The 19,583-nt window shown below is 60.4% G+C and carries 20 protein-coding genes; 9 read left to right on the top strand and 11 right to left on the bottom strand.

The features are described 5' to 3' along the window. Positions 1-81: 81 nt before the first annotated feature. A complete protein-coding gene (locus ACLEJQ_RS11780; protein ID WP_024779511.1) occupies positions 82-1,299 on the top strand; it encodes an argininosuccinate synthase in 1,218 nt (405 codons plus the stop codon). Between the two features lie 72 nt (positions 1,300-1,371). Here the strand turns inward: ACLEJQ_RS11780 and ACLEJQ_RS11775 are convergent, their stop codons facing one another. After that, a complete protein-coding gene (locus tag ACLEJQ_RS11775) occupies positions 1,372-1,854 on the bottom strand; it encodes a hypothetical protein (RefSeq protein ID WP_440795099.1) in 483 nt (160 codons plus the stop codon). 468 nt (positions 1,855-2,322) lie between these two features. On the opposite strand from ACLEJQ_RS11775, the gene ACLEJQ_RS11770 reads away from it, so the two are divergent. Then, the gene (locus tag ACLEJQ_RS11770) at positions 2,323-2,949 is read left to right on the top strand and encodes a response regulator (RefSeq protein WP_440795097.1); all 627 of its coding nucleotides are present in this window, start codon (positions 2,323-2,325) and stop codon (positions 2,947-2,949) included. A 53-nt stretch (positions 2,950-3,002) separates the two neighbouring features. Here the strand turns inward: ACLEJQ_RS11770 and ACLEJQ_RS11765 are convergent, their stop codons facing one another. From ACLEJQ_RS11765 to metG, 8 genes are all read right to left on the bottom strand, one after another. Beyond that, positions 3,003-3,185 carry a PA3496 family putative envelope integrity protein gene (locus tag ACLEJQ_RS11765; RefSeq protein WP_245139442.1) on the bottom strand — a complete coding sequence of 61 codons (183 nt, stop codon included), beginning with the start codon at positions 3,183-3,185 and terminating at the stop codon, positions 3,003-3,005. 107 nt (positions 3,186-3,292) lie between these two features. Continuing rightward, positions 3,293-3,931, bottom strand: a complete 639-nt coding sequence (nth, locus tag ACLEJQ_RS11760; protein ID WP_440795094.1) for an endonuclease III — start codon at positions 3,929-3,931, stop codon at positions 3,293-3,295. After that, on the bottom strand, positions 3,928-4,461 hold the full coding sequence (locus ACLEJQ_RS11755) for an Rnf-Nqr domain containing protein (RefSeq protein WP_440795092.1): 534 nt from the start codon (positions 4,459-4,461) through the stop codon (positions 3,928-3,930). The genes nth and ACLEJQ_RS11755 overlap by 4 nt, the downstream gene beginning before the upstream one ends. After that, positions 4,454-5,065, bottom strand: coding sequence for an RnfABCDGE type electron transport complex subunit G (locus ACLEJQ_RS11750; protein WP_440795090.1), 612 nt, complete (start codon positions 5,063-5,065; stop codon positions 4,454-4,456). Before ACLEJQ_RS11750 ends, ACLEJQ_RS11755 begins: the two co-directional genes overlap by 8 nt. Then, positions 5,062-6,048, bottom strand: a complete 987-nt coding sequence (locus tag ACLEJQ_RS11745) for an RnfABCDGE type electron transport complex subunit D (protein WP_440795089.1) — start codon at positions 6,046-6,048, stop codon at positions 5,062-5,064. Before ACLEJQ_RS11745 ends, ACLEJQ_RS11750 begins: the two co-directional genes overlap by 4 nt. Further along, positions 6,035-7,045, bottom strand: coding sequence for an electron transport complex subunit RsxB (gene rsxB / locus ACLEJQ_RS11740; protein ID WP_440795088.1), 1,011 nt, complete (start codon positions 7,043-7,045; stop codon positions 6,035-6,037). The genes ACLEJQ_RS11745 and rsxB overlap by 14 nt, the downstream gene beginning before the upstream one ends. Continuing rightward, a complete protein-coding gene (locus tag ACLEJQ_RS11735) occupies positions 7,042-7,614 on the bottom strand; it encodes an Rnf-Nqr domain containing protein (protein WP_440795087.1) in 573 nt (190 codons plus the stop codon). The genes rsxB and ACLEJQ_RS11735 overlap by 4 nt, the downstream gene beginning before the upstream one ends. 125 nt (positions 7,615-7,739) lie before the next feature. Continuing rightward, positions 7,740-9,785 (bottom strand): methionine--tRNA ligase, encoded by a 2,046-nt coding sequence (gene metG / locus ACLEJQ_RS11730; RefSeq protein ID WP_440795085.1) that lies wholly within the window; start codon positions 9,783-9,785, stop codon positions 7,740-7,742. 279 nt (positions 9,786-10,064) lie between these two features. On the opposite strand from metG, the gene apbC reads away from it, so the two are divergent. Further along, complete coding sequence (gene apbC / locus ACLEJQ_RS11725) at positions 10,065-11,159, top strand: iron-sulfur cluster carrier protein ApbC (protein ID WP_440795083.1); 1,095 nt, start codon at positions 10,065-10,067, stop codon at positions 11,157-11,159. 127 nt (positions 11,160-11,286) lie between these two features. On the opposite strand, the gene ACLEJQ_RS11720 is transcribed toward apbC, so the two are convergent. Beyond that, on the bottom strand, positions 11,287-12,045 hold the full coding sequence (locus ACLEJQ_RS11720; RefSeq protein ID WP_440795081.1) for an SDR family oxidoreductase: 759 nt from the start codon (positions 12,043-12,045) through the stop codon (positions 11,287-11,289). A 165-nt stretch (positions 12,046-12,210) separates the two neighbouring features. Between ACLEJQ_RS11720 and ACLEJQ_RS11715 the strand changes: the two genes are divergently transcribed. The 4 genes from ACLEJQ_RS11715 to groL all read left to right on the top strand — a co-directional run bounded on the left by ACLEJQ_RS11715 (position 12,211) and on the right by groL (position 15,713). Then, a complete protein-coding gene (locus ACLEJQ_RS11715; protein ID WP_440795080.1) occupies positions 12,211-12,942 on the top strand; it encodes a HugZ family protein in 732 nt (243 codons plus the stop codon). Positions 12,943-13,008: 66 nt separating this feature from the next. Continuing rightward, positions 13,009-13,485 carry an FxsA family protein gene (locus ACLEJQ_RS11710; protein ID WP_440795078.1) on the top strand — a complete coding sequence of 159 codons (477 nt, stop codon included), beginning with the start codon at positions 13,009-13,011 and terminating at the stop codon, positions 13,483-13,485. A gap of 238 nt (positions 13,486-13,723) precedes the next feature. Beyond that, on the top strand, positions 13,724-14,017 hold the full coding sequence (locus tag ACLEJQ_RS11705; protein ID WP_440795076.1) for a co-chaperone GroES: 294 nt from the start codon (positions 13,724-13,726) through the stop codon (positions 14,015-14,017). A 49-nt stretch (positions 14,018-14,066) separates the two neighbouring features. Continuing rightward, complete coding sequence (gene groL, locus ACLEJQ_RS11700) at positions 14,067-15,713, top strand: chaperonin GroEL (protein ID WP_440795074.1); 1,647 nt, start codon at positions 14,067-14,069, stop codon at positions 15,711-15,713. Between the two features lie 816 nt (positions 15,714-16,529). Here the strand turns inward: groL and ACLEJQ_RS11695 are convergent. Beyond that, complete coding sequence (locus tag ACLEJQ_RS11695; RefSeq protein ID WP_440795072.1) at positions 16,530-17,273, bottom strand: phosphatase PAP2 family protein; 744 nt, start codon at positions 17,271-17,273, stop codon at positions 16,530-16,532. Positions 17,274-17,546: 273 nt separating this feature from the next. On the opposite strand from ACLEJQ_RS11695, the gene colR reads away from it, so the two are divergent. Beyond that, the gene (gene colR / locus ACLEJQ_RS11690) at positions 17,547-18,230 is read left to right on the top strand and encodes a two-component system response regulator ColR (RefSeq protein ID WP_260956959.1); all 684 of its coding nucleotides are present in this window, start codon (positions 17,547-17,549) and stop codon (positions 18,228-18,230) included. Then, positions 18,220-19,497, top strand: a complete 1,278-nt coding sequence (locus ACLEJQ_RS11685) for a sensor histidine kinase (protein ID WP_440795069.1) — start codon at positions 18,220-18,222, stop codon at positions 19,495-19,497. The genes colR and ACLEJQ_RS11685 overlap by 11 nt, the downstream gene beginning before the upstream one ends. Positions 19,498-19,583 lie beyond the last annotated feature (86 nt).

Genomic DNA, 19,583 nt, shown 5'->3' with positions numbered 1-19,583 from the left:
CATAAGCTGTCGCGCCTCTGTAAATTATCCGCGCTGGACGTTAGACTTCACGGCTTTCCGTAGAACCCGTGGAGTGATGGCATGGCGGACGTAAACAAGGTCGTTCTGGCGTATTCCGGCGGCCTGGACACTTCGGTGATCCTCAAGTGGCTGCAGGACACTTATAACTGCGAAGTGGTGACTTTCACCGCTGACCTGGGGCAAGGCGAAGAAGTCGAGCCTGCACGCGCCAAGGCTCAGGCCATGGGCGTCAAAGAGATCTACATCGATGACCTGCGCGAAGAGTTCGTCCGCGACTTCGTGTTCCCGATGTTCCGCGCCAACACCGTCTACGAAGGCGAGTACCTGCTGGGTACTTCCATCGCCCGTCCGTTGATTGCCAAACGCCTGATCGAAATCGCCAACGAAACCGGCGCCGACGCCATTTCCCACGGTGCCACCGGCAAGGGTAACGACCAGGTGCGTTTCGAGCTGGGCGCCTATGCTCTCAAGCCCGGGGTGAAGGTCATCGCGCCATGGCGTGAATGGGACTTGCTGTCCCGTGAAAAACTGATGGACTACGCCGAGAAGCACGCGATCCCGATCGAGCGTCACGGCAAGAAGAAATCCCCGTACTCGATGGACGCCAACCTGCTGCATATCTCTTATGAGGGCGGCGTGCTGGAAGACACCTGGACCGAGCACGAAGAAGACATGTGGCGTTGGACCGTCTCCCCGGAGAAGGCCCCCGATACCCCGCAATACCTGGAACTGACCTATCGCAACGGCGATATCGTCGCCCTGGACGGCGTGGAAATGAGCCCGGCCACCGTGCTGGCGACCTTGAACCGCATCGGTGGCGAGCATGGCATCGGCCGCCTGGACATCGTCGAAAACCGCTACGTCGGCATGAAGTCCCGTGGTTGCTACGAAACCCCTGGCGGCACCATCATGCTGCGCGCTCACCGGGCGATCGAATCCATCACTCTTGACCGCGAAGTGGCTCACCTCAAGGACGAGCTGATGCCCAAGTACGCCAGCCTGATCTACACCGGTTACTGGTGGAGCCCGGAGCGTCTGATGCTGCAACAGATGATCGACGCTTCCCAGGTCAACGTGAACGGTGTCGTGCGCCTGAAGCTGTACAAAGGCAACGTGATCGTGACCGGGCGCAAGTCCGATGACTCGCTGTTCGATGCCAACATCGCGACCTTCGAAGAAGACGGCGGTGCCTACAACCAGGCCGACGCGGCCGGGTTTATCAAGCTCAACGCCCTGCGCATGCGCATCGCGGCGAACAAGGGTCGCAAGCTGTTCTGACCCTTACGCTTGAAAAAACGGCCTGCCATGAGCAGGCCGTTTTTTTGGGGGGGCGAACCTTTTCCCTGTCGCTCATTCGTCCTGTCCGGCGGCTGCAGAGTCTGTGCTGTGGTAAATGATGTAGACGGTGACATGGGCATGCCCCGGAACCTGCCGTGAACGTTTTGTTCGACCGGTTTCGCATCGGCTGCACAGTATGCAAACGGTCGGTCGAAGCCTGCATCGGCATCGCTCGTAAGCTTCTGGATTTTCCTTGACCTGATTTGTCCGGCGCAATATGCGTTTACGCCGGAGCGTCGATCCGTTCATGCTTTTTATGAAATGTTTGCTCTTGCGAAAATCCGAGGGTGAATACAACGAACGATGATTGAAGTTGAGCGTAATGAAGAAAAGCAGCAACAGATAAAAGGGGAAACTGATCAGGAACCAGACATAGCATTCGCGATCCTGATCATCCAGGAAGGGCAGCGAAACCGCCGCCGAAGTTTCGGATAAAGTTGCAAATATGGCGATGAGGGTCATGGGGTTGGTGATGGTGCTGGAAGTTTTGCTCATGGTGAAGGCTCATAAAATATTCGTGCTCTGATTGAATTGGAAAGTTTGGTGTCGTGGGTGTGTGAAAGTGGAGGGTGATAAGCAGGGTGCAACAGGCTTCAAATGTTTTACCGGGCTTGTAGTTGTTTTATATGAATTTTGGTCCGGGAAGAAGCGGGTGCACGGTGCCATCTGCCAATAATGAGTTACTCATTATGAGCGCAATGGTTTTCCTGGTCTGCCTGACCGAGGCATGGGGATGCTGGAGCATACGATTGACCCCTTTGCGGAGGATGAGGAAAGGTCGGCTTCCCACGATAAACAAATTCATGACACATATTTTCTGGGGAAATTCGTAGGAATTTTCTGTATAGCTTGTAGGTTTCGTCTCTCGGTGCGAGCGGTCAGGGGGGGGCAGCATGCCAAGGTTGAATTGACTAGGCTATTGTGCGTGCTCTAAAAATTCGAACAGCGAAGTTGGATTTGCCCATGAATAAAGTGCTGATCGTGGATGATCACCCCGTCATTCGTCTTGCTGTACGTTTGCTGATGGAGCGGCATGGTTACGAAGTTGTAGCCGAAACCGATAATGGCGTTGATGCGTTGCAATTCGCTCGTGAACTTTCCCCTGATATCGTCATCCTGGATATTGGTATTCCCAAGCTCGACGGGTTGGAGGTGATTGCCCGTCTGACTTCTATTCCTACATCAATGAAGGTGTTGGTGCTGACGTCTCAGTCACCGGGCCACTTTTCAATGCGTTGCATGCAAACGGGGGCGGCCGGGTATGTGTGCAAGCAACAGGATCTGACAGAATTGCTGAGTGCAATAAAGGCGGTACTGTCCGGTTACAGTTATTTTCCCAACCAGGCACTGCATACGGTGCGTTCCAGCCTGGGTAACGCCAGCGAATCGGATATGGTGGATCGCTTGTCAGGGCGAGAAATGATGGTCCTGCAACAGTTGGCGCGGGGGAGGACCAACAAGGAAATCGCCGATGGAATGTTTCTAAGCAACAAGACCGTCAGTACTTACAAGACACGTCTGTTGTTGAAACTCAATGCCCGGTCGTTGGTCGATCTGATCGAGCTGGCGCAGCGCAATGGGTTAGTGTGATTCTCCGGTCACGCTTACGCATTAAAAAGCCTCCATCAGGAGGCTTTTATGTGTCAGAGATCAAAGTCGTAATCGGCCAACTGCTTCTGCAAACGGCGCTCTTCCAGCAGGTTATCGATGGTGCGGCGCTTGCTCAGATTGGTCTTCGCCACTTCTACCACCACCGGTTCCACGTCGTCGGTTTCAACGGCGATGAATTCGTCTTCTACATCCAGTTGTTCTTTGCCAGCACTCATGGGTTCGACTCCAGGCTAAGACTGCCATTGGCGCTCCTTATATCGATAAACCACGGGCGGGTAAAAAAGATTTTTTCAATCGACGGATTAGTAGAGTCAATAGTGTGTCAATCGTCGGACGTCTTGTGCTTGTATTCGCACAAATCCTCGATCCGGCAACTGCCGCAGCGAGGCTTGCGCGCCAGGCAGACGTAGCGCCCATGGAGAATGAGCCAATGGTGGGAGTCCAGGAGAAACTGCCTGGGGACGAATTTCATGAGTTTGTGCTCGACTTCCACCACATTTTTGCCGGGAGCCAACCCGGTACGGTTGCTGACGCGGAAAATGTGGGTGTCGACCGCCATGGTCAACTGCCGGAACGCGGTATTGAGCACGACGTTAGCCGTTTTGCGCCCGACACCCGGTAACGCTTCCAGCGCTTCGCGGGTCTGCGGGACCTCTGCGCCGTGGCGCTCGATCAGCAGTCGACAGGTTTCGATGACGTTCTTGGCCTTGCTGTTGAACAGCCCGATGGTCTTGATGTACTCGGAAAGGCCCTCCACGCCCAGGGCGTAGATCGCCTCCGGCGTATTGGCCACCGGGAACAGCTTGGCCGTGGCCTTGTTGACGCCGACGTCAGTGGACTGCGCCGACAGAATCACGGCTATCAGCAGCTCGAACGGTGAGGAGTAGGCCAGTTCGGTTTTCGGTTCCGGGTTGTCCTCGTGGAAGCGACGAAATATTTCCAGGCGTTTTGCAGCGTTCATGAGCGCGGCGTTTCCTCGGTGGATGAAGAGGGGTGGGCGATAGTCCAGGCTTGCCAGGCCGCCAGCAGCAGGCCAAGCAGGATAAAACCTGCGGGAGCGAGCAGGGTCAGCGCCAGGCCGTCTGCGATCAACTCGCGCAAGGCGCCTAGACCGAGCAGCGACAGGCCAAACAGACCGGCCAGCCTGAGTTGTCCAGGCCAACGGGATTCAACAAAGAACCCTTGTTGTTCCAGTGCCACACAGCTCAGGGCTATCCAGCCCATATAAACGTCAGGCGACCGATACAGCTCCAGCGCCCAGGCCTGCACGGCCAGGCCCGTGCAAGCGCTAAGGGTGGCAGCCACCACAACGCTGGCGAGCAGACATTGGCCGGTGGTCAGACGGGGCCGAACAAGCCTCATCGCAAGGCCATGACCGAGGATGACCAAGGCCCAGGCCAACCACAACCCCAACGCGCCGGCCAGCGAATCGCTTGCGCCGACCAGCGCGACGACCAGCAGGCCACGGGTCGGCCACGATACCCTATTCATCCGTCGCCCCTGCGGTCAGTCGGGTCTTATGTTCGTCAAAGTAACGTAGCGCATCGTGCACAGCTTGCAGGACGGCCCTTGAGGTCACCGTCGCGCCTGCCAGTTGATCGAACTGCCCCTGGTCTTTTTTCAGGGCCCAGCCGCTGTCGCCAGGCGCCTTGCGCGAGTGACCGGTGAAGGTTTGCAACCAGGCGTTCGGCCAGCCGGCAATCGCTGCGCCCAGCCCGGCGGTTTCTGTCTGGCGCAGGGTTTTCACCCCGAGCAACCGTCCCTGCAGGTCAATGGCGACCAGCAATTCAATGCGCCCTTCATAGCCCAGCGTCTCGCTGCGCAGCAGCACCGCACTGGGCAGGTTGTTGCGAGTCGCGAGGTAACCATCCAGCAGGGTGCTATGAACCAGGACCACTGGTGCCGCCAGGACCGATTGCGCCAACGGCTGATTGTCATAGCGCTCAGCCGGTAGCACTTCAAGCAGGGTCTTGTCCGCGATAGCTTGGCGCTGGGCCTCGATGCGGCCGGCGGTGCCGAGGTGCGTGAGGTAAGTGCTCCCGATCCCCAGGCCAACCAATAGCATCAGAATTGCCACGCCTACGGGATTCTTCATGCCGGCTGTCGCCCTTGCCGCGCCTCGGCCAGCCGCTCCAGCGCTGGCACACCGAGGTTCATCAACAACACTGCAAACGCCACGCCGTCGGGGTAGCCACCCCAGGTGCGTATCAGGTAGACCAACAGCCCCACGCCGACGCCAAACAACAGGCGAGCCAGTGGCAATCTGGCGCCGGAGATCGGTTCAGTGACGATGAAAAATGCGCCGAGCATGGTGGCGCCCGTGAACAGATGAAACAGCGGCGAGCCATGGGAGTCGGAACCCGAGCCGTTCCAGCACAGCAGGCTGACAACGAGCAGGCTGGCCAGCATTCCCACCGGTGCGTGCCAGGTGAATACCCGTTGTTGCAGCAGAAACAGGCCACCGAGCAGAAACGCCAGATTGATCCATTCGATGCCTCGGCCGCCGAAACGCCCGAACGCCGGATGCTGGGCGAACAATTCGTCGATGGTCAGGCTAGTGTCGGTTCGCAGGCTGTCCAGCGCAGTCGCCCCGGCCCAGGCGTCGGGGGCCAGATGATCGCCGAGCACCTGTTGCATACCCTCCACCAAGCCCATGCCATGGGCGGGCGGCCATTGGCTCATCTGCGCAGGAAACGCCACCAGCACCAAGGCGTAGCCGAGCATGGCCGGGTTGAACGGGTTGGTGCCGACACCGCCCCAAAGATGTTTGCCGAACAACAGGGCGCTGGCGGTGGCCGTGACGCTCAGCCACCACGGGCAGTATGCGGGCAGCGCCAGGGCCAGCAGTGTGGCGCTGACCCACGCACTGCCGTCGTTCAGGCCGGGGAACAAGGGCCGACCGCGCAAGCGCGACACCAGTGCCTCTACCGTCAGCGCCGTGACGCTACATAGCAGCAGATTGAGCGCCACGCCCCAACCGTAAAACCACAGCGAGGCCAGCACGCCGGGGAGCGTCGCCAGTAGCACGCGGTTCATCGCCTGACGCAGTCGCTCGTCCACGGGTTCAGGGAGCGGCATGCTCGTCCACCAGGCGTTCGGCGTCTTTCACCGCTTGCTCCAGAGCCTGCAAATGTTCCTGCGCTACAGCTGCGCTCCGGGCCTTGCTCAGCTCGGCGCGGCGCATCGCCAATTGAATCTTCGCCCGTTTCAGTTCGGCGCCTTGCGTAGATGCAGGCTTGGGCGTCGGGGCCGGTTGCGCGGTGCTTTCCAACTGCGCCAATGCCTGTTCCGCTGCTTCGTACTGGCGTTGCAGCACGATCAGCTGCGACTGCTGCTCAAAGGTTGGAGGATGGCCGAAGGCTTTCAAGGATTTGTTCAGTTGCGCCCGGCTCATCGCCAGGTCGACCTTGGCTTTTTTCAAGGCTGCATCGGCGGTGGCGGCCTTTTGCGCACGAACGCGCTCCAGTGCGGCCTGTATCGGGTCAAGCGTTTGCGCTTGCGGCTGGGCGGCGCGCTGGACGCGGGCCAGGCGTTCGGCTTGACGCTGCTCCTCTTCGCGACGCAGCCGTGCGTTGCGTTGTTCGAAGCGCCAACGGGCATGGTCGCGCTTGGCCGCACGCGCCTGATGCTGCTCGGCGCTGGCGGCCAGGCCGCCAACAATCGGCACCACCGTCGCCGTTGGCAATGGGCGCATTTCAATGCAATCGACCGGGCAGGGCGCCACGCAAAGGTCGCAGCCGGTGCATTCATCGATCAGCACGGTGTGCATCAGCTTGGCCGCGCCGACAATCGCGTCCACCGGGCAGGCCTGGATGCACTTGGTGCAGCCGATGCACTCCGCCTCGCGGATGAAGGCGATCTGCGCCGGGGCTGAGCCGCGGCTGGTGTCCAGTTCCAGCACCGGCACCTTCATCAGGCTAGCCAGGGCCTCGATGGTCTCGCGTCCACCGGGCGGACATTTGTTGATTGGCTCGCCTTGGGCAATGCCTTCGGCGTAGGGCTTGCACCCCGGATGGCCGCACTTGCCACATTGTGTCTGCGGCAGCAGGGCATCAATACGTTGAATCAGACTCATGTTTTGACCAGCCCGCGTAAACCCAGAAATGCCACGGCCATCAGGCCAGCGCTGATCAGTTGAATCGGCAGGCCCTGAAAGGGTAGGGGGATGTCGTTATTGAACGTGCGTTGGCGCAGGTCATCGAACAGGCTCGAAACCAGCCAGAAACCCAGTCCGCCCCCCAGGCTCAGCGCCAGGGTGTGGCCCAGGCCCTGGTCATCGTAACTGCTGAGCAGCGCGACGCCCAGTATCCCTGCGTTTCCCAGCAATAGCGGCCACAACCCATCGAACGGCAACCCCGGCAGCCACCGGGCCAGCAGGCGCAGCAGCGGGCCGATCAGCAGCACGCTCAAGGGCAGCCAAGCCAGCAGGCGTAGGGACGTGAGGTCCAGCGGAGCCAGGAGCCAATGATCGATCAGGTAACCCAGGGTGCCGACAGTCAGCATCAGGCCGGTTGTCGCCACGCCCAGGGCGTGGATTTGTCCGCGTCCCCTGGATGCCAGCAGCGGATCGACGCCCAGCGGCCAGTGCAACACCAGGTTGTTGATCAGGGCTGCGCTGAACACTGTCAGGAGGATTTCGGTCATGGCGTGTGGCTGGTAAATGGCCTGTTACAAGATTAGGCATTATCCGGCACGTGAGAACCGTGGGCCAGATATGAAAATCCCACAGCCGCCGAGGCGACTGTGGGATCGGTGCAGCGCGAGTCGCGTTACTTGATCCGCTGACCCGGCCTGGCGCCGCTGTCGGGGCTCAGCAGGTAGATCTCCTCGCCACCGGGGCCTGCCGCCATCACCATGCCTTCGGATATGCCGAACTTCATTTTCCGTGGCTTGAGGTTGGCGATCATCATGGTCAGGCGGCCATCGAGCTTGGACGGGTCTGGATAGGCGCTCTTGATGCCGGAGAACACGTTGCGTCGCTCATCGCCGATGTCCAGGGTCAGACGCAGCAGCTTGTCGGCGCCCTCGACGGCCTCGGCCTTGACGATCAGCGCCACGCGCAGGTCAATGGCGGCAAAGGCGTCGAAGTCGATTTGCGGAGAGAGCGGATCCTTGACCAGCTCACCGTTGCCGGTGGTAGCGCCGGTGTCGGTCTGGCTGGCGGCCAGGTCTTCCTTGGACGCGTCGATCATGGCCTGGACCTTGGCTGCGTCGATGCGGGTCATCAACGGTTTGAACTCGTTCAGTTGATGGTTGCTCAGCAGCGTCTGGTGATCGTTCCAGGTCAGCGGCGCGACGTTGAGGAACGCCTCGGCGTCGGCGGCCAGCAGCGGCAGCACCGGTTTGAGGAAAATCACCAGTTGGCGGAACAGGTTCACGCCCAGGGCACAAATCGCCTGGACTTCATCCTGCTTGCCTTCCTGTTTGTTCAGCGACCAGGGCGCCTTGTCGGCAATCCAGGCGTTGGCGCGGTCGGCCAGGGCCATGATCTCGCGCATGGCACGGGCAAAGTCGCGGCCTTCATAGGCTTCGGCGATGCTCGGGGCCGCAGCCAGGAACGCCTCTGTCAGTTCAGGGGCGGCATTGCCGGCCACCAGCACGCCGGCGTTGCCCTTGTGGATGAAGCCGGCGCAGCGGCTGGCGATGTTGACGACCTTGCCCACCAGGTCGGAATTGACCTTCTGCACGAAGTCCTCGAGGTTCAGGTCCAGGTCATCGACGCCACGGCCGAGCTTGGCCGCGTAGTAGTAGCGCAGGTATTCCGGCGACAGATGGTCCAGGTACGTCCGGGCCTTGATGAAGGTGCCACGGGACTTGGACATCTTCTGGCCATTGACCGTCAGGTAGCCATGGACGTTGATGCCGGTCGGCTTGCGGAAGCCGGCGCCTTCGAGCATGGCGGGCCAGAACAGCGCGTGGAAGTTGACGATGTCCTTGCCGATGAAGTGATAGATCTCGGCGGTGGAGTCCTTGCCCCAGAACGCGTCGAAGTCCAGCTCCGGCGTGCGGTTGCAAAGGTTCTTGAAGCTGGCCATGTAGCCTATCGGCGCATCCAGCCACACGTAGAAATACTTGCCGGGTTCGCCAGGAATCTCGAAGCCGAAGTACGGCGCATCGCGGGAAATGTCCCACTCTTGCAGGCCGGAATCGAGCCATTCGGCGAGCTTGTTGGCCACGGCGTCGTGCAATGTGCCGCTGCGGGTCCAGGTTTGCAGCATCTGCTGGAAATCCGGCAGCTTGAAGAAGAAGTGCTGGGAGTCCTTGAGCACCGGGGTCGCCCCGGAAATCGCCGATTTCGGGTCTTTCAGGTCGGTGGGGGCGTAGGTGGCGCCGCACTTTTCGCAGTTGTCGCCGTACTGGTCCTCGGTCCCGCACTTCGGACAGGTGCCCTTGATGAAGCGGTCGGCCAGGAACATCTTCTTTTCCGGGTCGAAATACTGGGTGATCGAACGGGTAGCGATATGCCCGGCATCACGCAGCTTCAGGTAGATCTGGCTCGACAGCTCACGGTTTTCTTCGGCGTGAGTGGAGTGGAAGTTGTCGAAGTCCACCAGGAAGTCGGCAAAGTCGGCGCTGTGTTCGGCCTGGACGTTGGCGATCAGTTGTTCCGGGGTGATGCCTTCTTTTTCCGCGCGCAGCATGATGGCCGAACCGTGGGCGTCGTCGGCGCAGACATAGATGCACTGGTTGCCGCGATGTTTCTGGAAGCGCGTCCACATATCGGTCTGGATGTATTCCAGCATATGGCCGAGGTGAATCGAACCATTGGCATAGGGCAGGGCGCTGGTGACGAGGATCTTGCGTGGCTCGGACATGGGGCTCGGCTACTTGATGAAACGGAGGTCGGCCACTATAAAGCGCCGGCGGCTTTTTTTCACCCTGTGAGCCTGTTTCCGAATGCTGGCAGGGCTTCTGTGGCGAGGGAGCTGCTCCCGCTGGGTGGCCAAGCCGCCCCAAACAGTCAATCCCTGATTTCCTTTACTGCCTGATGGCGACTGCTTCGCAGCCGAGCGGGAGCAAGCTCCCTCGCCACAAAGGCATGCGCGGCGTAGGATAGCGACCTTGTTTTTCCAGTCTTGCTATCGGAGTTGCCCATGAGCGCCGTCAATCGCGCAGCGGTGGAAGCCGTCCTTCGCCAGTACACCGACCCCTACCTGAACCAGGATCCGGTCAGCGCCGGATGCGTGCGCGCCATCGACATCCAGGGCGACCGCGTCAGCGTCCAGCTGGAAATCGGCTATGCCGCCGGACTGTTCAAGAGCGGCTGGGCGCAGATGCTGCAACTGGCGATCGAGTCCCTGGACGGCGTGACGGCCGCCAAAGTCGAGATCAGCACTGTGATCGCCGCTCACAAGGCCCAGGCGCAGGTGCCGGGCCTGGCGAACGTCAAGAACGTCATCGCCGTGGCCTCGGGCAAGGGCGGAGTGGGCAAGTCCACGACGGCCGCCAACCTCGCGCTGGCCCTGGCCCGCGAGGGAGCGAAGGTCGGGATCCTCGACGCCGACATCTACGGGCCCAGCCAAGGCATCATGTTCGGCATTGCCGAGGGCACCCGGCCGCAGGTCAAGGACCAGAAGTGGTTCGTGCCGCTCCAGTCCCACGGCGTGGAAGTCATGTCCATGGCGTTCCTGACCGATGACAACACGCCGATGGTCTGGCGTGGGCCAATGGTCTCCGGTGCCTTGCTGCAACTAGTGACGCAGACTGCCTGGAGCGACCTCGATTACCTGGTGATCGACATGCCGCCGGGCACTGGCGATATCCAGTTGACCCTGGCACAGAAAGTCCCGGTGGCCGGCGCGGTGATTGTCACGACACCGCAAGACCTGGCCCTGCTGGACGCACGCAAGGGCGTCGAGATGTTCCGCAAGGTAAACATCCCGGTGCTGGGTGTGGTGGAAAACATGGCTGTGCACATCTGCTCGAACTGTGGGCATGCCGAGCATCTGTTCGGTGAAGGCGGCGGGGAAAAACTGGCGACCCAATACGGTGTCGAACTGCTGGCGTCGCTGCCGCTGTCGATGTTGATCCGCGAACAGGCCGACGGCGGCAAGCCAACGGTGATTTCCGAACCCGACAGCCAGATCGCCATGGTCTACCAGGAACTGGCCCGCCACGTCGGCGCACGGATCGTGTTGCAGGAAGCCGCCGCGCCGGCGATGCCCAACATCACCATTAGCGACGATTAGAAAGCTCAACGGTGACCCCTGTGGGAGCGAGCCTGCTCGCGATAGCGTCGGGTCAGTCAGCCTCGAAGTGGCTGACACACCGCTATCGCGAGCAGGCTCGCTCCCACAAGTTTATGTATGCAGGGTTCTAGATCCGCAACCCGCCATCCATCTCCAGAATCCGGCCGGTGTAGTAATCGTTTTCGAAGATATACGCCGCCGAATGGGCAATCTCCTCGGGTTTGCCCATGCGCTTGAGCGGTATCCCCGAGGTCATTTTCTCCAGCGCTTCGGGTTTCATCCCCAACGTCATTTCCGTTTCGATGAACCCGGGTGCAATGCCGGCGACCCGGATGCCATAGCGCGCCAGCTCCTTGGCCCAGGTTACGGTGGCCGCGGCCACGCCGGCCTTGGCCGCCGAGTAGTTGGTCTGGCCGACATTGCCGGCGCGGGAGATCGAGGAGATATTGATGATGGCGCCGCTGTTCTTCAGCTCGACCATTTTCGCCGCCACCTCACGGGTGCAGAGGAATACGCCGGTGAGGTTGACGTCGATCACCGCCTGCCATTGGGCCAGGCTCATCTTGCTCATTTCGCCGTCCTTGACCTTGAGCAGCAGGCCGTCACGCAGGATCCCGGCGTTGTTGATCAGCCCATGGATCGCACCGAAGTCCTCGGCCACCCGGGCGACCATATCAATGACCTGCTCTTCGTTGGCAACGTTGCACAGGTAGGCACGCGCGTGGACGCCCTTGGCCGTGCAAGCGGCGACCGCCTGGTCGAGTTTTTCCTGGTTGAGGTCAACCAGGGCGAGTTTTGCGCCTCTGCCCGCCAGATACTCGGCCATGGAGCGGCCCAGACCCTGGCAACCGCCGGTGATAATGATTACTTTGTCGGTGAGTTGCATATTCATGTCCCGGTGGCGGTGCGGTGAAGGATGTCCTTTTGTGAAGGGCTCTCGTTTCTGCTACAGCGTAGCCCGGTCGCCACCAGCAAGGTTCCGGCAGCTGATTGGGACGTAGTTCGCCTGTTCGAGCATTTTTGAGACGTCATTCATCAAAGGAGTCATAAATTGAACGTTGACCCTGCCAAGCATGCACGAGAATTGCTGCTCAAGGAATACCGTGGAATGCTTTCCACGCATTCCAAATCCATGCCCGGTTTTCCGTTCGGCTCCGTAGTGCCGTATTGCCTGGACCCGCAGGGTCGGCCGCTGATATTGATCAGCCGCATCGCCCAGCACACCCATAACCTGCAGAAAGACCCCAAGTGCTCGATGCTGGTAGGCGAGCGGGGCGCAGAGGATGTGCAGGCCGTTGGCCGCCTGACGTACCTGGCCGAGGCCCGCAAGCTGGAGGACGGCGACAGCATCGAGGCCGCCGCCGAGCGCTACTATCGCTATTTCCCGGAATCGCAGAACTATCACAAGGCCCATGATTTCGATTTCTGGGTGCTCGAACCAGTCCGCCATCGCTACATCGGCGGCTTCGGTGCCATCCACTGGATCGACCAGATCACGCTGGCAAACCCGTTTGCCGGTAAGGCCGAGGCGAGCATGATCGAACACATGAATGCTGACCACGCCAAGGCCATCGCCCATTACGTCGCGCTGGCCGAACTGCCCGCGACCGAGCCGGCGCAGATGGTCGGTATTGACAGCGAAGGCATGCACTTGCGCATTGGCCAGGGCTTGCATTGGCTGCCGTTCCAGGCCCCTTGCAACACGCCGACACAAGTGCGCGAAGCCTTGGTTTATCTGGCCCACGCTGAACATTGGCCAAAAAATGCCGAGGTTGATGCTTGAATTCACGAAAGGACGACGTCATTTAAGGTTTCATAGCAAGGCATTCTTGCGTTGAGGAACCATTTGATGCGCCCTTTTTTGTTGCTCTTTCTGCTGTTCCCGGTGTTGGAGCTGTTCGTATTCGTGAAGGTCAGCGGTGCGATCGGGTTTTTCCCGGCGCTGCTGCTGGTCATCCTCGGCTCGATGCTCGGCGTGTTCGTGCTGCGCATCGCCGGCCTCGCCACGGCATTGCGGGCTCGTGAAAGCCTGAGCCGTGGCGAGCTGCCTGCCCAGACCATGCTCGAAGGCCTGATGCTGGCCTTGGGTGGCGGCCTGTTGATCCTGCCAGGTTTTATCAGCGATGTGCTGGGGCTGGTCCTGCTGATGCCGTTCACCCGCCGGCTGCTTGCCGACAAGATGCGTCAACGCGCCGAAGAACAGGCGATGCGCCAGCGCGCCTTCGCCGATGACCTCCAGCCCCGTGGCGGCCCGGCCCCGCGTGAACCCGTGGGCCGTGAGCCCAATGTGATCGAAGGCGAGTTCGAGCACCGCGACTCCAAATAATCCATTCGCACGGCACCTTCGGGTGCCGTGTTCGTTTCGCTCCGGGCAAAATTTTTTTATGCCCCGCCCTTGTAATCGGCTTGTGTGCCCCTATGTATCGGTCACCGCAAGGTTTCCGGTGGCAACACCGGACAGACTTCCGCGGTTCGACTGACGAACCGCACCCGGCTTTGCCGGCTTTGTTAAACCCGCCGGGACTACACCGGCCGATGAAAACCAAAATTAGGAGAGATCGACAATGAAGCTTCGTCCTCTGCATGACCGCGTCGTTATCCGTCGCAGCGAAGAAGAGAAGAAAACCGCTGGCGGTATCGTCCTGCCAGGTTCGGCTGCCGAGAAAGCCAACCACGGTGAAGTTCTCGCTGTAGGTACCGGCCGTGTGCTGGACAACGGTGAAGTACGTGCGCTGGCCGTGAAAGTGGGTGACAAGGTCGTGTTCGGCCCTTACTCCGGCAGCAACACCGTGAAAGTCGACGGCGAAGACTTGCTGGTAATGAGCGAGAACGAAATCCTCGCCGTTATCGAAGGCTGATTCCCCGCTCAGTTTCCCGCTACTACACAGTATTTAAGGAATATCGATCATGGCTGCTAAAGAAGTTAAATTCGGCGATTCCGCCCGCAAGAAAATGCTCACCGGTGTCAACGTCCTGGCTGATGCAGTAAAAGCGACCCTGGGCCCGAAAGGCCGTAACGTGATCATCGAGAAGAGCTTCGGCGCTCCGACCATCACCAAGGACGGCGTTTCCGTAGCCAAGGAAATCGAGCTGGAAGACCGTTTCGAAAACATGGGCGCGCAGCTGGTCAAAGACGTTGCCTCCCGTGCCAACGATGACGCCGGCGACGGCACCACCACCGCCACCGTCCTGGCTCAATCGATCGTCAACGAAGGCCTGAAAGCCGTCGCTGCCGGCATGAACCCGATGGACCTCAAGCGTGGTATCGACAAAGCGACCATCGCGATCGTCAAAGAGCTGAAGGGCCTGTCCAAGCCGTGCGCTGACTCCAAGGCCATCGCCCAGGTAGGTACCATCTCCGCCAACTCCGACAACTCCATCGGCGACATCATTGCCGAAGCCATGGAAAAAGTCGGTAAAGAAGGCGTGATCACCGTTGAAGAAGGCTCGGGCCTGGAAAACGAACTGTCGGTTGTAGAAGGCATGCAGTTCGACCGTGGCTACCTGTCTCCGTACTTCGTCAACAAGCCGGACACCATGGTTGCCGAGCTGGAAAGCCCGCTGATCCTGCTGGTCGACAAGAAGATCTCCAACATCCGTGAAATGCTGCCAGTGCTGGAAGCCGTTGCCAAAGCCGGCCGCCCACTGCTGATCGTGGCTGAAGACGTCGAAGGCGAAGCCCTGGCGACTCTGGTCGTAAACAACATGCGCGGCATCGTCAAAGTTGCAGCCGTCAAGGCGCCAGGCTTCGGCGACCGTCGCAAGGCCATGCTGCAGGACATCGCCGTTCTGACCGGCGGTACCGTGATCTCTGAAGAGATCGGCCTGAGCCTGGAAAGCACCACCCTGGAGCACCTGGGTAACGCCAAGCGCGTCACCCTGTCCAAGGAAAACACCATCATCGTCGACGGTGCTGGCGTTCAAGGCGATATTGAAGCGCGTATCAGCCAGATCCGTGCCCAGGTTGCCGAGACTTCCTCGGACTACGACCGTGAAAAACTGCAAGAGCGTCTGGCCAAGCTGTCCGGCGGCGTTGCGGTGATCAAGGTTGGCGCCGGTTCCGAAGTTGAAATGAAAGAGAAGAAAGCCCGCGTTGAAGACGCCCTGCACGCTACCCGCGCAGCCGTCGAAGAAGGCGTGGTACCTGGCGGTGGCGTGGCGCTGATCCGTGCTCTGGAAGCCCTGACCCAACTCAAGGGCGACAACGCCGATCAGGACGTTGGTATCGCTGTGCTGCGTCGCGCTGTTGAAGCGCCTCTGCGTCAGATCGTTGCCAACTCCGGCGACGAGCCAAGCGTAGTGGTCGACAAGGTCAAGAACGGCCAAGGCAGCTTCGGCTACAACGCCGCGACCGGCGAGTACGGCGACATGATCGAAATGGGCATCCTGGACCCAACCAAGGTTACCCGTTCGGCCCTGCAAGCAGCGGCTTCCATCGGCGGTCTGATCCTGACCACCGAAGCCGCCGTAGCCGATGCACCGAAGAAAGAAGGTGCAGCTGGCGGCGGTATGCCAGACATGGGCGGCATGGGTGGCATGGGCGGCATGATGTAAGCCAGCCTCACCCTTGTAATAAAAAACCCCGCCTGCGAAAGCAGGCGGGGTTTTTTATTGGCTTCGCCCCGTGTGGGAGCTGGGCTTGCCCGTGAAGAGGCCATTACATCCAGCCTCTTCATGACTGACCCACCGCCATCGCGAGCAGGCTCGCTTCCACAGAGGACCGTGGTGGGCGCAAATCCGGCGGCCACTGCAGATCAACTGTGGGAGCGGGCTGGCCCGCGAAGAGGCCATCACATCCGGCCTCTTCATTGACTGACCCACCGCCATCGCGAGCAGGCTCGCTCCCACAGGGGACCGTGGTGGGCGCAAATCCGGCGGCCCCTGCAGATCAACTGTGGGAGCGGGCTTGCCCGCGAAGAGGCCATTACATCTAGCCTCTTCATTGACTGACCCACCGCCATCGCGAGCAGGCTCACTCCCACTGGGGACCGTGGCGGGCGCAAATCCGGCGGCCACTGCAGATCAACTGTGGGGGCGGGCTTGCCCGCGAAGAGGCCATCACATCCGGCCTCTTCATTGACTGACCCACCGCCATCGCGAGCAGGCTCGCTCCCACTGGGGACCTTGGTGGGCGCAAATTCAGTGACCACTACAGATCAACTGTGGGAGCGGGCTTGCCCGCGAAGAGGCCATCACATCCAGCCTCTTCATTGACTGACCCACCGCCATCGCGAGCAGGCTCGCTCCCACTGGGGACCGTGGCGGGCGCAAATCCGGTGACCACTGCAGATCAACTGTGGGAGCGAGCCTGCTCGCGAAGGGCCATCGGCCTCAATATCTTTATCGCTGGCTCGTCCACCCCTGATGTCCTCAGGCCCGGGCAGGGTCGGGCAGGGTTGCACGATCCGCCATGACGGCGGGCCGGTACAGGATAAAGTAGTAACACCCCAGGCAAATCAACCAGCAGAACACTGCCGTCCAGACGTTGTGGGAGAAGAAGTGCGCTCCCTGCATCATCCGGCCCAGGGAGAATACCGTTCCCAGGGTGAAGGCGAATACGAAGGCCTGGCGGGCCAGCCGCGGGCGGCGGTCACGTAATACAAAGAACAGCGCAAACAACGTGAACCCGGTGGCCGCATGACCACCCGGCCAGCAGCGTCCGGGCTTGTCGGTGACGGGACGCGCGCTCAGCAGCTCGCTGTAGGTTTCCTTGCCGCCAAACTCTTTCAGGCTCCAGGGGCATTGCACAGCGGTGACGGCTTTCATCGGTGTGACGAACGAAGTCGCCAACGCGAGGGACAGCACCAGGCAGCCTAGTTCCCGCTTGAACGGTTTGAGCCGGTCGACGAAAAACGCGCCGATGAACCCAACGATCGCCAGCACCGAGAAGGCGATGACCACCTGTTTCGCCCGGTCATGAAGGATATTTTCCAGGAAGTAACTGTGGCGCCCGATGAAATCGCCGGCGGCCGGCTCGTAAAACAGTCGAGCCAGGTCCATGTCCAGTGTCGTCAGTTCCAGCAGTACCAGAATGATCCCGACCAGGAGCGGCAGGCCCAGGGCCAGCCTGAAGTTGAACGGCCTGGAGACGGGGCGAATGACGGTTGAAATCATGAACGTACCTTTAGTAGGAGTCTTCGGAGGTAGGAGTCTTCGGAGGTAGGAGTCTTCGAGAGCTGCGCATTGGGCGCCCAGTCTGGCCTGCGGGGCGTTGGGGTGGCGTGAATGTTGGGTGAAAAAGTCGTCAATCACCGCTGAAGAACCCTCTGCGTGCTCCTTGCCGCCCCTTACCGTGACACCAGCAGATACAATCCTAGCCGTAAGCCACACTTGGCCGTAAGCTGCGCGGGCCACGACAGCCGTTAACCGTGTACGCAGGAGATGCCCATGCGAATTCTATTGGTCGAAGACAACCGCGACATCCTGGCTAACCTGGCCGATTACCTGGGGCTCAAGGGTTACACCGTCGATTGCGCCCAGGACGGTTTGTCGGGGTTGCATTTGGCAGCGACCGAACACTACGACTTGATCGTGCTCGATATCATGCTGCCGGGCATCGACGGCTACACCTTGTGCAAGCGCCTGCGTGAGGACGCGCGGCGCGACACGCCGGTGATCATGCTCACCGCCCGCGACCAGTTGGATGACCGTCTGCAAGGCTTCAAGTCCGGTGCCGATGATTACCTGATCAAGCCGTTTGCCCTGTCGGAACTGGCAGCGCGGATCGAAGCCGTCATGCGTCGCGCTCAGGGCGGCGGTCGACGTGCCTTGCAGGTCGGAGACCTGAGCTATGACCTCGATACCCTGGAAGTGACCCGGGATGGCAAGTTACTCAAGCTCAACCCGGTCGGCCTGAAGTTGCTGGCAGTGCTGATGCAGAAAAGCCCGCACGTGCTGCGTCGGGAAATCCTCGAAGAAGCGTTGTGGGGCGATGATTGCCCCGACAGCGACAGTTTGCGCAGTCACGTTCACCAACTGCGCCAGGTAATCGATAAACCGTTCGACAAACCGCTGCTGCACACCGTGCACGGTGTCGGTTATCGCTTGGCCGAGGGTCGGGATGGAGTTTAAGCAGAGTCTTGCTCAACGGATCATCATCGCCTTTGCGCTGATGAGCGCGTTGGTGGCCGGAGCCTTCGCGATGGGGATCGTGGCGACGGTTCACCTGGTGGAAGAAAAACTGATTTCCGCCGGCCTCGGTGGCGATTTGCAGCGCCTGCTGTTGATGGACAACGTCTCCGACTGGAATCATCGGCCGGAGCCCGACCAACTGTTTTACTTCAGCGGCGGTCCGGGTGACTTCGAATTGCCCAAGGACCTGCGACATCTGGAGCGTGGGTTCCACGAGGTATTTCGCGAGCAGCTGTCGTATCACGCCATGGTCGAGATCGTTGATGGCCGGCATTACGTGCTGTTGCAAGACCAGAGTGACTTCGAAGAGCGCGAGCGGGTGCTGTTCGCCGTGGTGCTGGTAGGTTTTGTTCTGAGCCTTGCGCTGGCGGTGTTCCTGGGGTGGGTCCTGGCTCGTCGGGTCATGGCGCCGGTCGTGCGCTTGGCCCGCCAGGTGCGTCACCGTGACCAACTACTTGGCCTGGCGCCGCCGCTGGCCCCGGATTATGCCGCCGATGAAGTAGGCGAACTGGCCGTGGCATTCGACGCCACCTTGGGTCGGTTGCGCCAGGCGCTGACCCGCGAACGGTTGTTCACCAGTGACGTGAGCCATGAGTTGCGCACCCCGCTGATGGTCCTTGCCACGTCCTGCGAGTTGTTGCTGGAAAACCCGGCGTTGGATCAGCGCGGGCGTACCCAGGTCGAGCGCATCAACCGGGCCAATGAAGAAATGCGCGAGCTGGTGCAGACCTTCCTGATGCTCGCCAGGGCCCAGCGCGAAGACAACGGCATGTCGCCTAGAGCGACGCTTGAGCAAGTGGCGGAAAATCTCCTCGGGGTGTGGCGCGGGCAGATCGAATCCAAAGGCCTGACGCTGATCTTCGAACATGGCCAACCGGTCGGTACCCTGTATAACGCTACGTTCCTGACTGCGGTGATGGGCAACCTGCTGCGCAACGCCTTGCACTATACCGATCAGGGATTCATCCGCCTTTCGCTGACCGCCACCGGATTCGTGGTCGAGGACAGTGGGGTGGGTATCCCCGAGGAAAAGCGCGAGGCCATGTTCGAGCCGTTCGTGCGGGGCAACGAAAAGCGCGGCGAGGGGCTGGGACTGGGCTTGTCACTGGTGCAGCGAATCTGCGAGAACCAGGGCTGGGTGGTGAGTCTCAGCACCATGGAGCCCAACGGTTGCCGCTTTGAGGTGGAGCTTGAGCCGCAACAATAGGTGCTCGGAATCGAAAGATCTTGAAATGATTCAACAGGTTGTGTGACGATTTTTTCACAAAGCCATGACAAAGGGATTCATAAGGT

Source organism: Pseudomonas sp. SMV71 (genome assembly GCF_052042015.1).
GTDB lineage: Bacteria > Pseudomonadota > Gammaproteobacteria > Pseudomonadales > Pseudomonadaceae > Aquipseudomonas.
The sequence above is the reverse complement of the archived record's forward strand: the minus strand, read 5'-3'. Positions and strand labels throughout refer to the sequence as shown.

Bases quoted from the DNA above. Each gene is read 5' to 3' on its own strand.
- ACLEJQ_RS11780 (WP_024779511.1), top strand. From the start codon at position 82: ATGGCGGACGTAAACAAGGTCGTTCTGGCGTATTCCGGCGGCCTGGAC.
- ACLEJQ_RS11775 (WP_440795099.1), bottom strand. From the start codon at position 1,854: ATGAGCAAAACTTCCAGCACCATCACCAACCCCATGACCCTCATCGCC.
- ACLEJQ_RS11770 (WP_440795097.1), top strand. From the start codon at position 2,323: ATGAATAAAGTGCTGATCGTGGATGATCACCCCGTCATTCGTCTTGCT.
- ACLEJQ_RS11765 (WP_245139442.1), bottom strand. From the start codon at position 3,185: ATGAGTGCTGGCAAAGAACAACTGGATGTAGAAGACGAATTCATCGCC.
- nth (WP_440795094.1), bottom strand. From the start codon at position 3,931: ATGAACGCTGCAAAACGCCTGGAAATATTTCGTCGCTTCCACGAGGAC.
- ACLEJQ_RS11755 (WP_440795092.1), bottom strand. From the start codon at position 4,461: ATGAATAGGGTATCGTGGCCGACCCGTGGCCTGCTGGTCGTCGCGCTG.
- ACLEJQ_RS11750 (WP_440795090.1), bottom strand. From the start codon at position 5,065: ATGAAGAATCCCGTAGGCGTGGCAATTCTGATGCTATTGGTTGGCCTG.
- ACLEJQ_RS11745 (WP_440795089.1), bottom strand. From the start codon at position 6,048: ATGCCGCTCCCTGAACCCGTGGACGAGCGACTGCGTCAGGCGATGAAC.
- rsxB (WP_440795088.1), bottom strand. From the start codon at position 7,045: ATGAGTCTGATTCAACGTATTGATGCCCTGCTGCCGCAGACACAATGT.
- ACLEJQ_RS11735 (WP_440795087.1), bottom strand. From the start codon at position 7,614: ATGACCGAAATCCTCCTGACAGTGTTCAGCGCAGCCCTGATCAACAAC.
- metG (WP_440795085.1), bottom strand. From the start codon at position 9,785: ATGTCCGAGCCACGCAAGATCCTCGTCACCAGCGCCCTGCCCTATGCC.
- apbC (WP_440795083.1), top strand. From the start codon at position 10,065: ATGAGCGCCGTCAATCGCGCAGCGGTGGAAGCCGTCCTTCGCCAGTAC.
- ACLEJQ_RS11720 (WP_440795081.1), bottom strand. From the start codon at position 12,045: ATGCAACTCACCGACAAAGTAATCATTATCACCGGCGGTTGCCAGGGT.
- ACLEJQ_RS11710 (WP_440795078.1), top strand. From the start codon at position 13,009: ATGCGCCCTTTTTTGTTGCTCTTTCTGCTGTTCCCGGTGTTGGAGCTG.
- ACLEJQ_RS11705 (WP_440795076.1), top strand. From the start codon at position 13,724: ATGAAGCTTCGTCCTCTGCATGACCGCGTCGTTATCCGTCGCAGCGAA.
- groL (WP_440795074.1), top strand. From the start codon at position 14,067: ATGGCTGCTAAAGAAGTTAAATTCGGCGATTCCGCCCGCAAGAAAATG.
- ACLEJQ_RS11695 (WP_440795072.1), bottom strand. From the start codon at position 17,273: ATGATTTCAACCGTCATTCGCCCCGTCTCCAGGCCGTTCAACTTCAGG.
- colR (WP_260956959.1), top strand. From the start codon at position 17,547: ATGCGAATTCTATTGGTCGAAGACAACCGCGACATCCTGGCTAACCTG.
- ACLEJQ_RS11685 (WP_440795069.1), top strand. From the start codon at position 18,220: ATGGAGTTTAAGCAGAGTCTTGCTCAACGGATCATCATCGCCTTTGCG.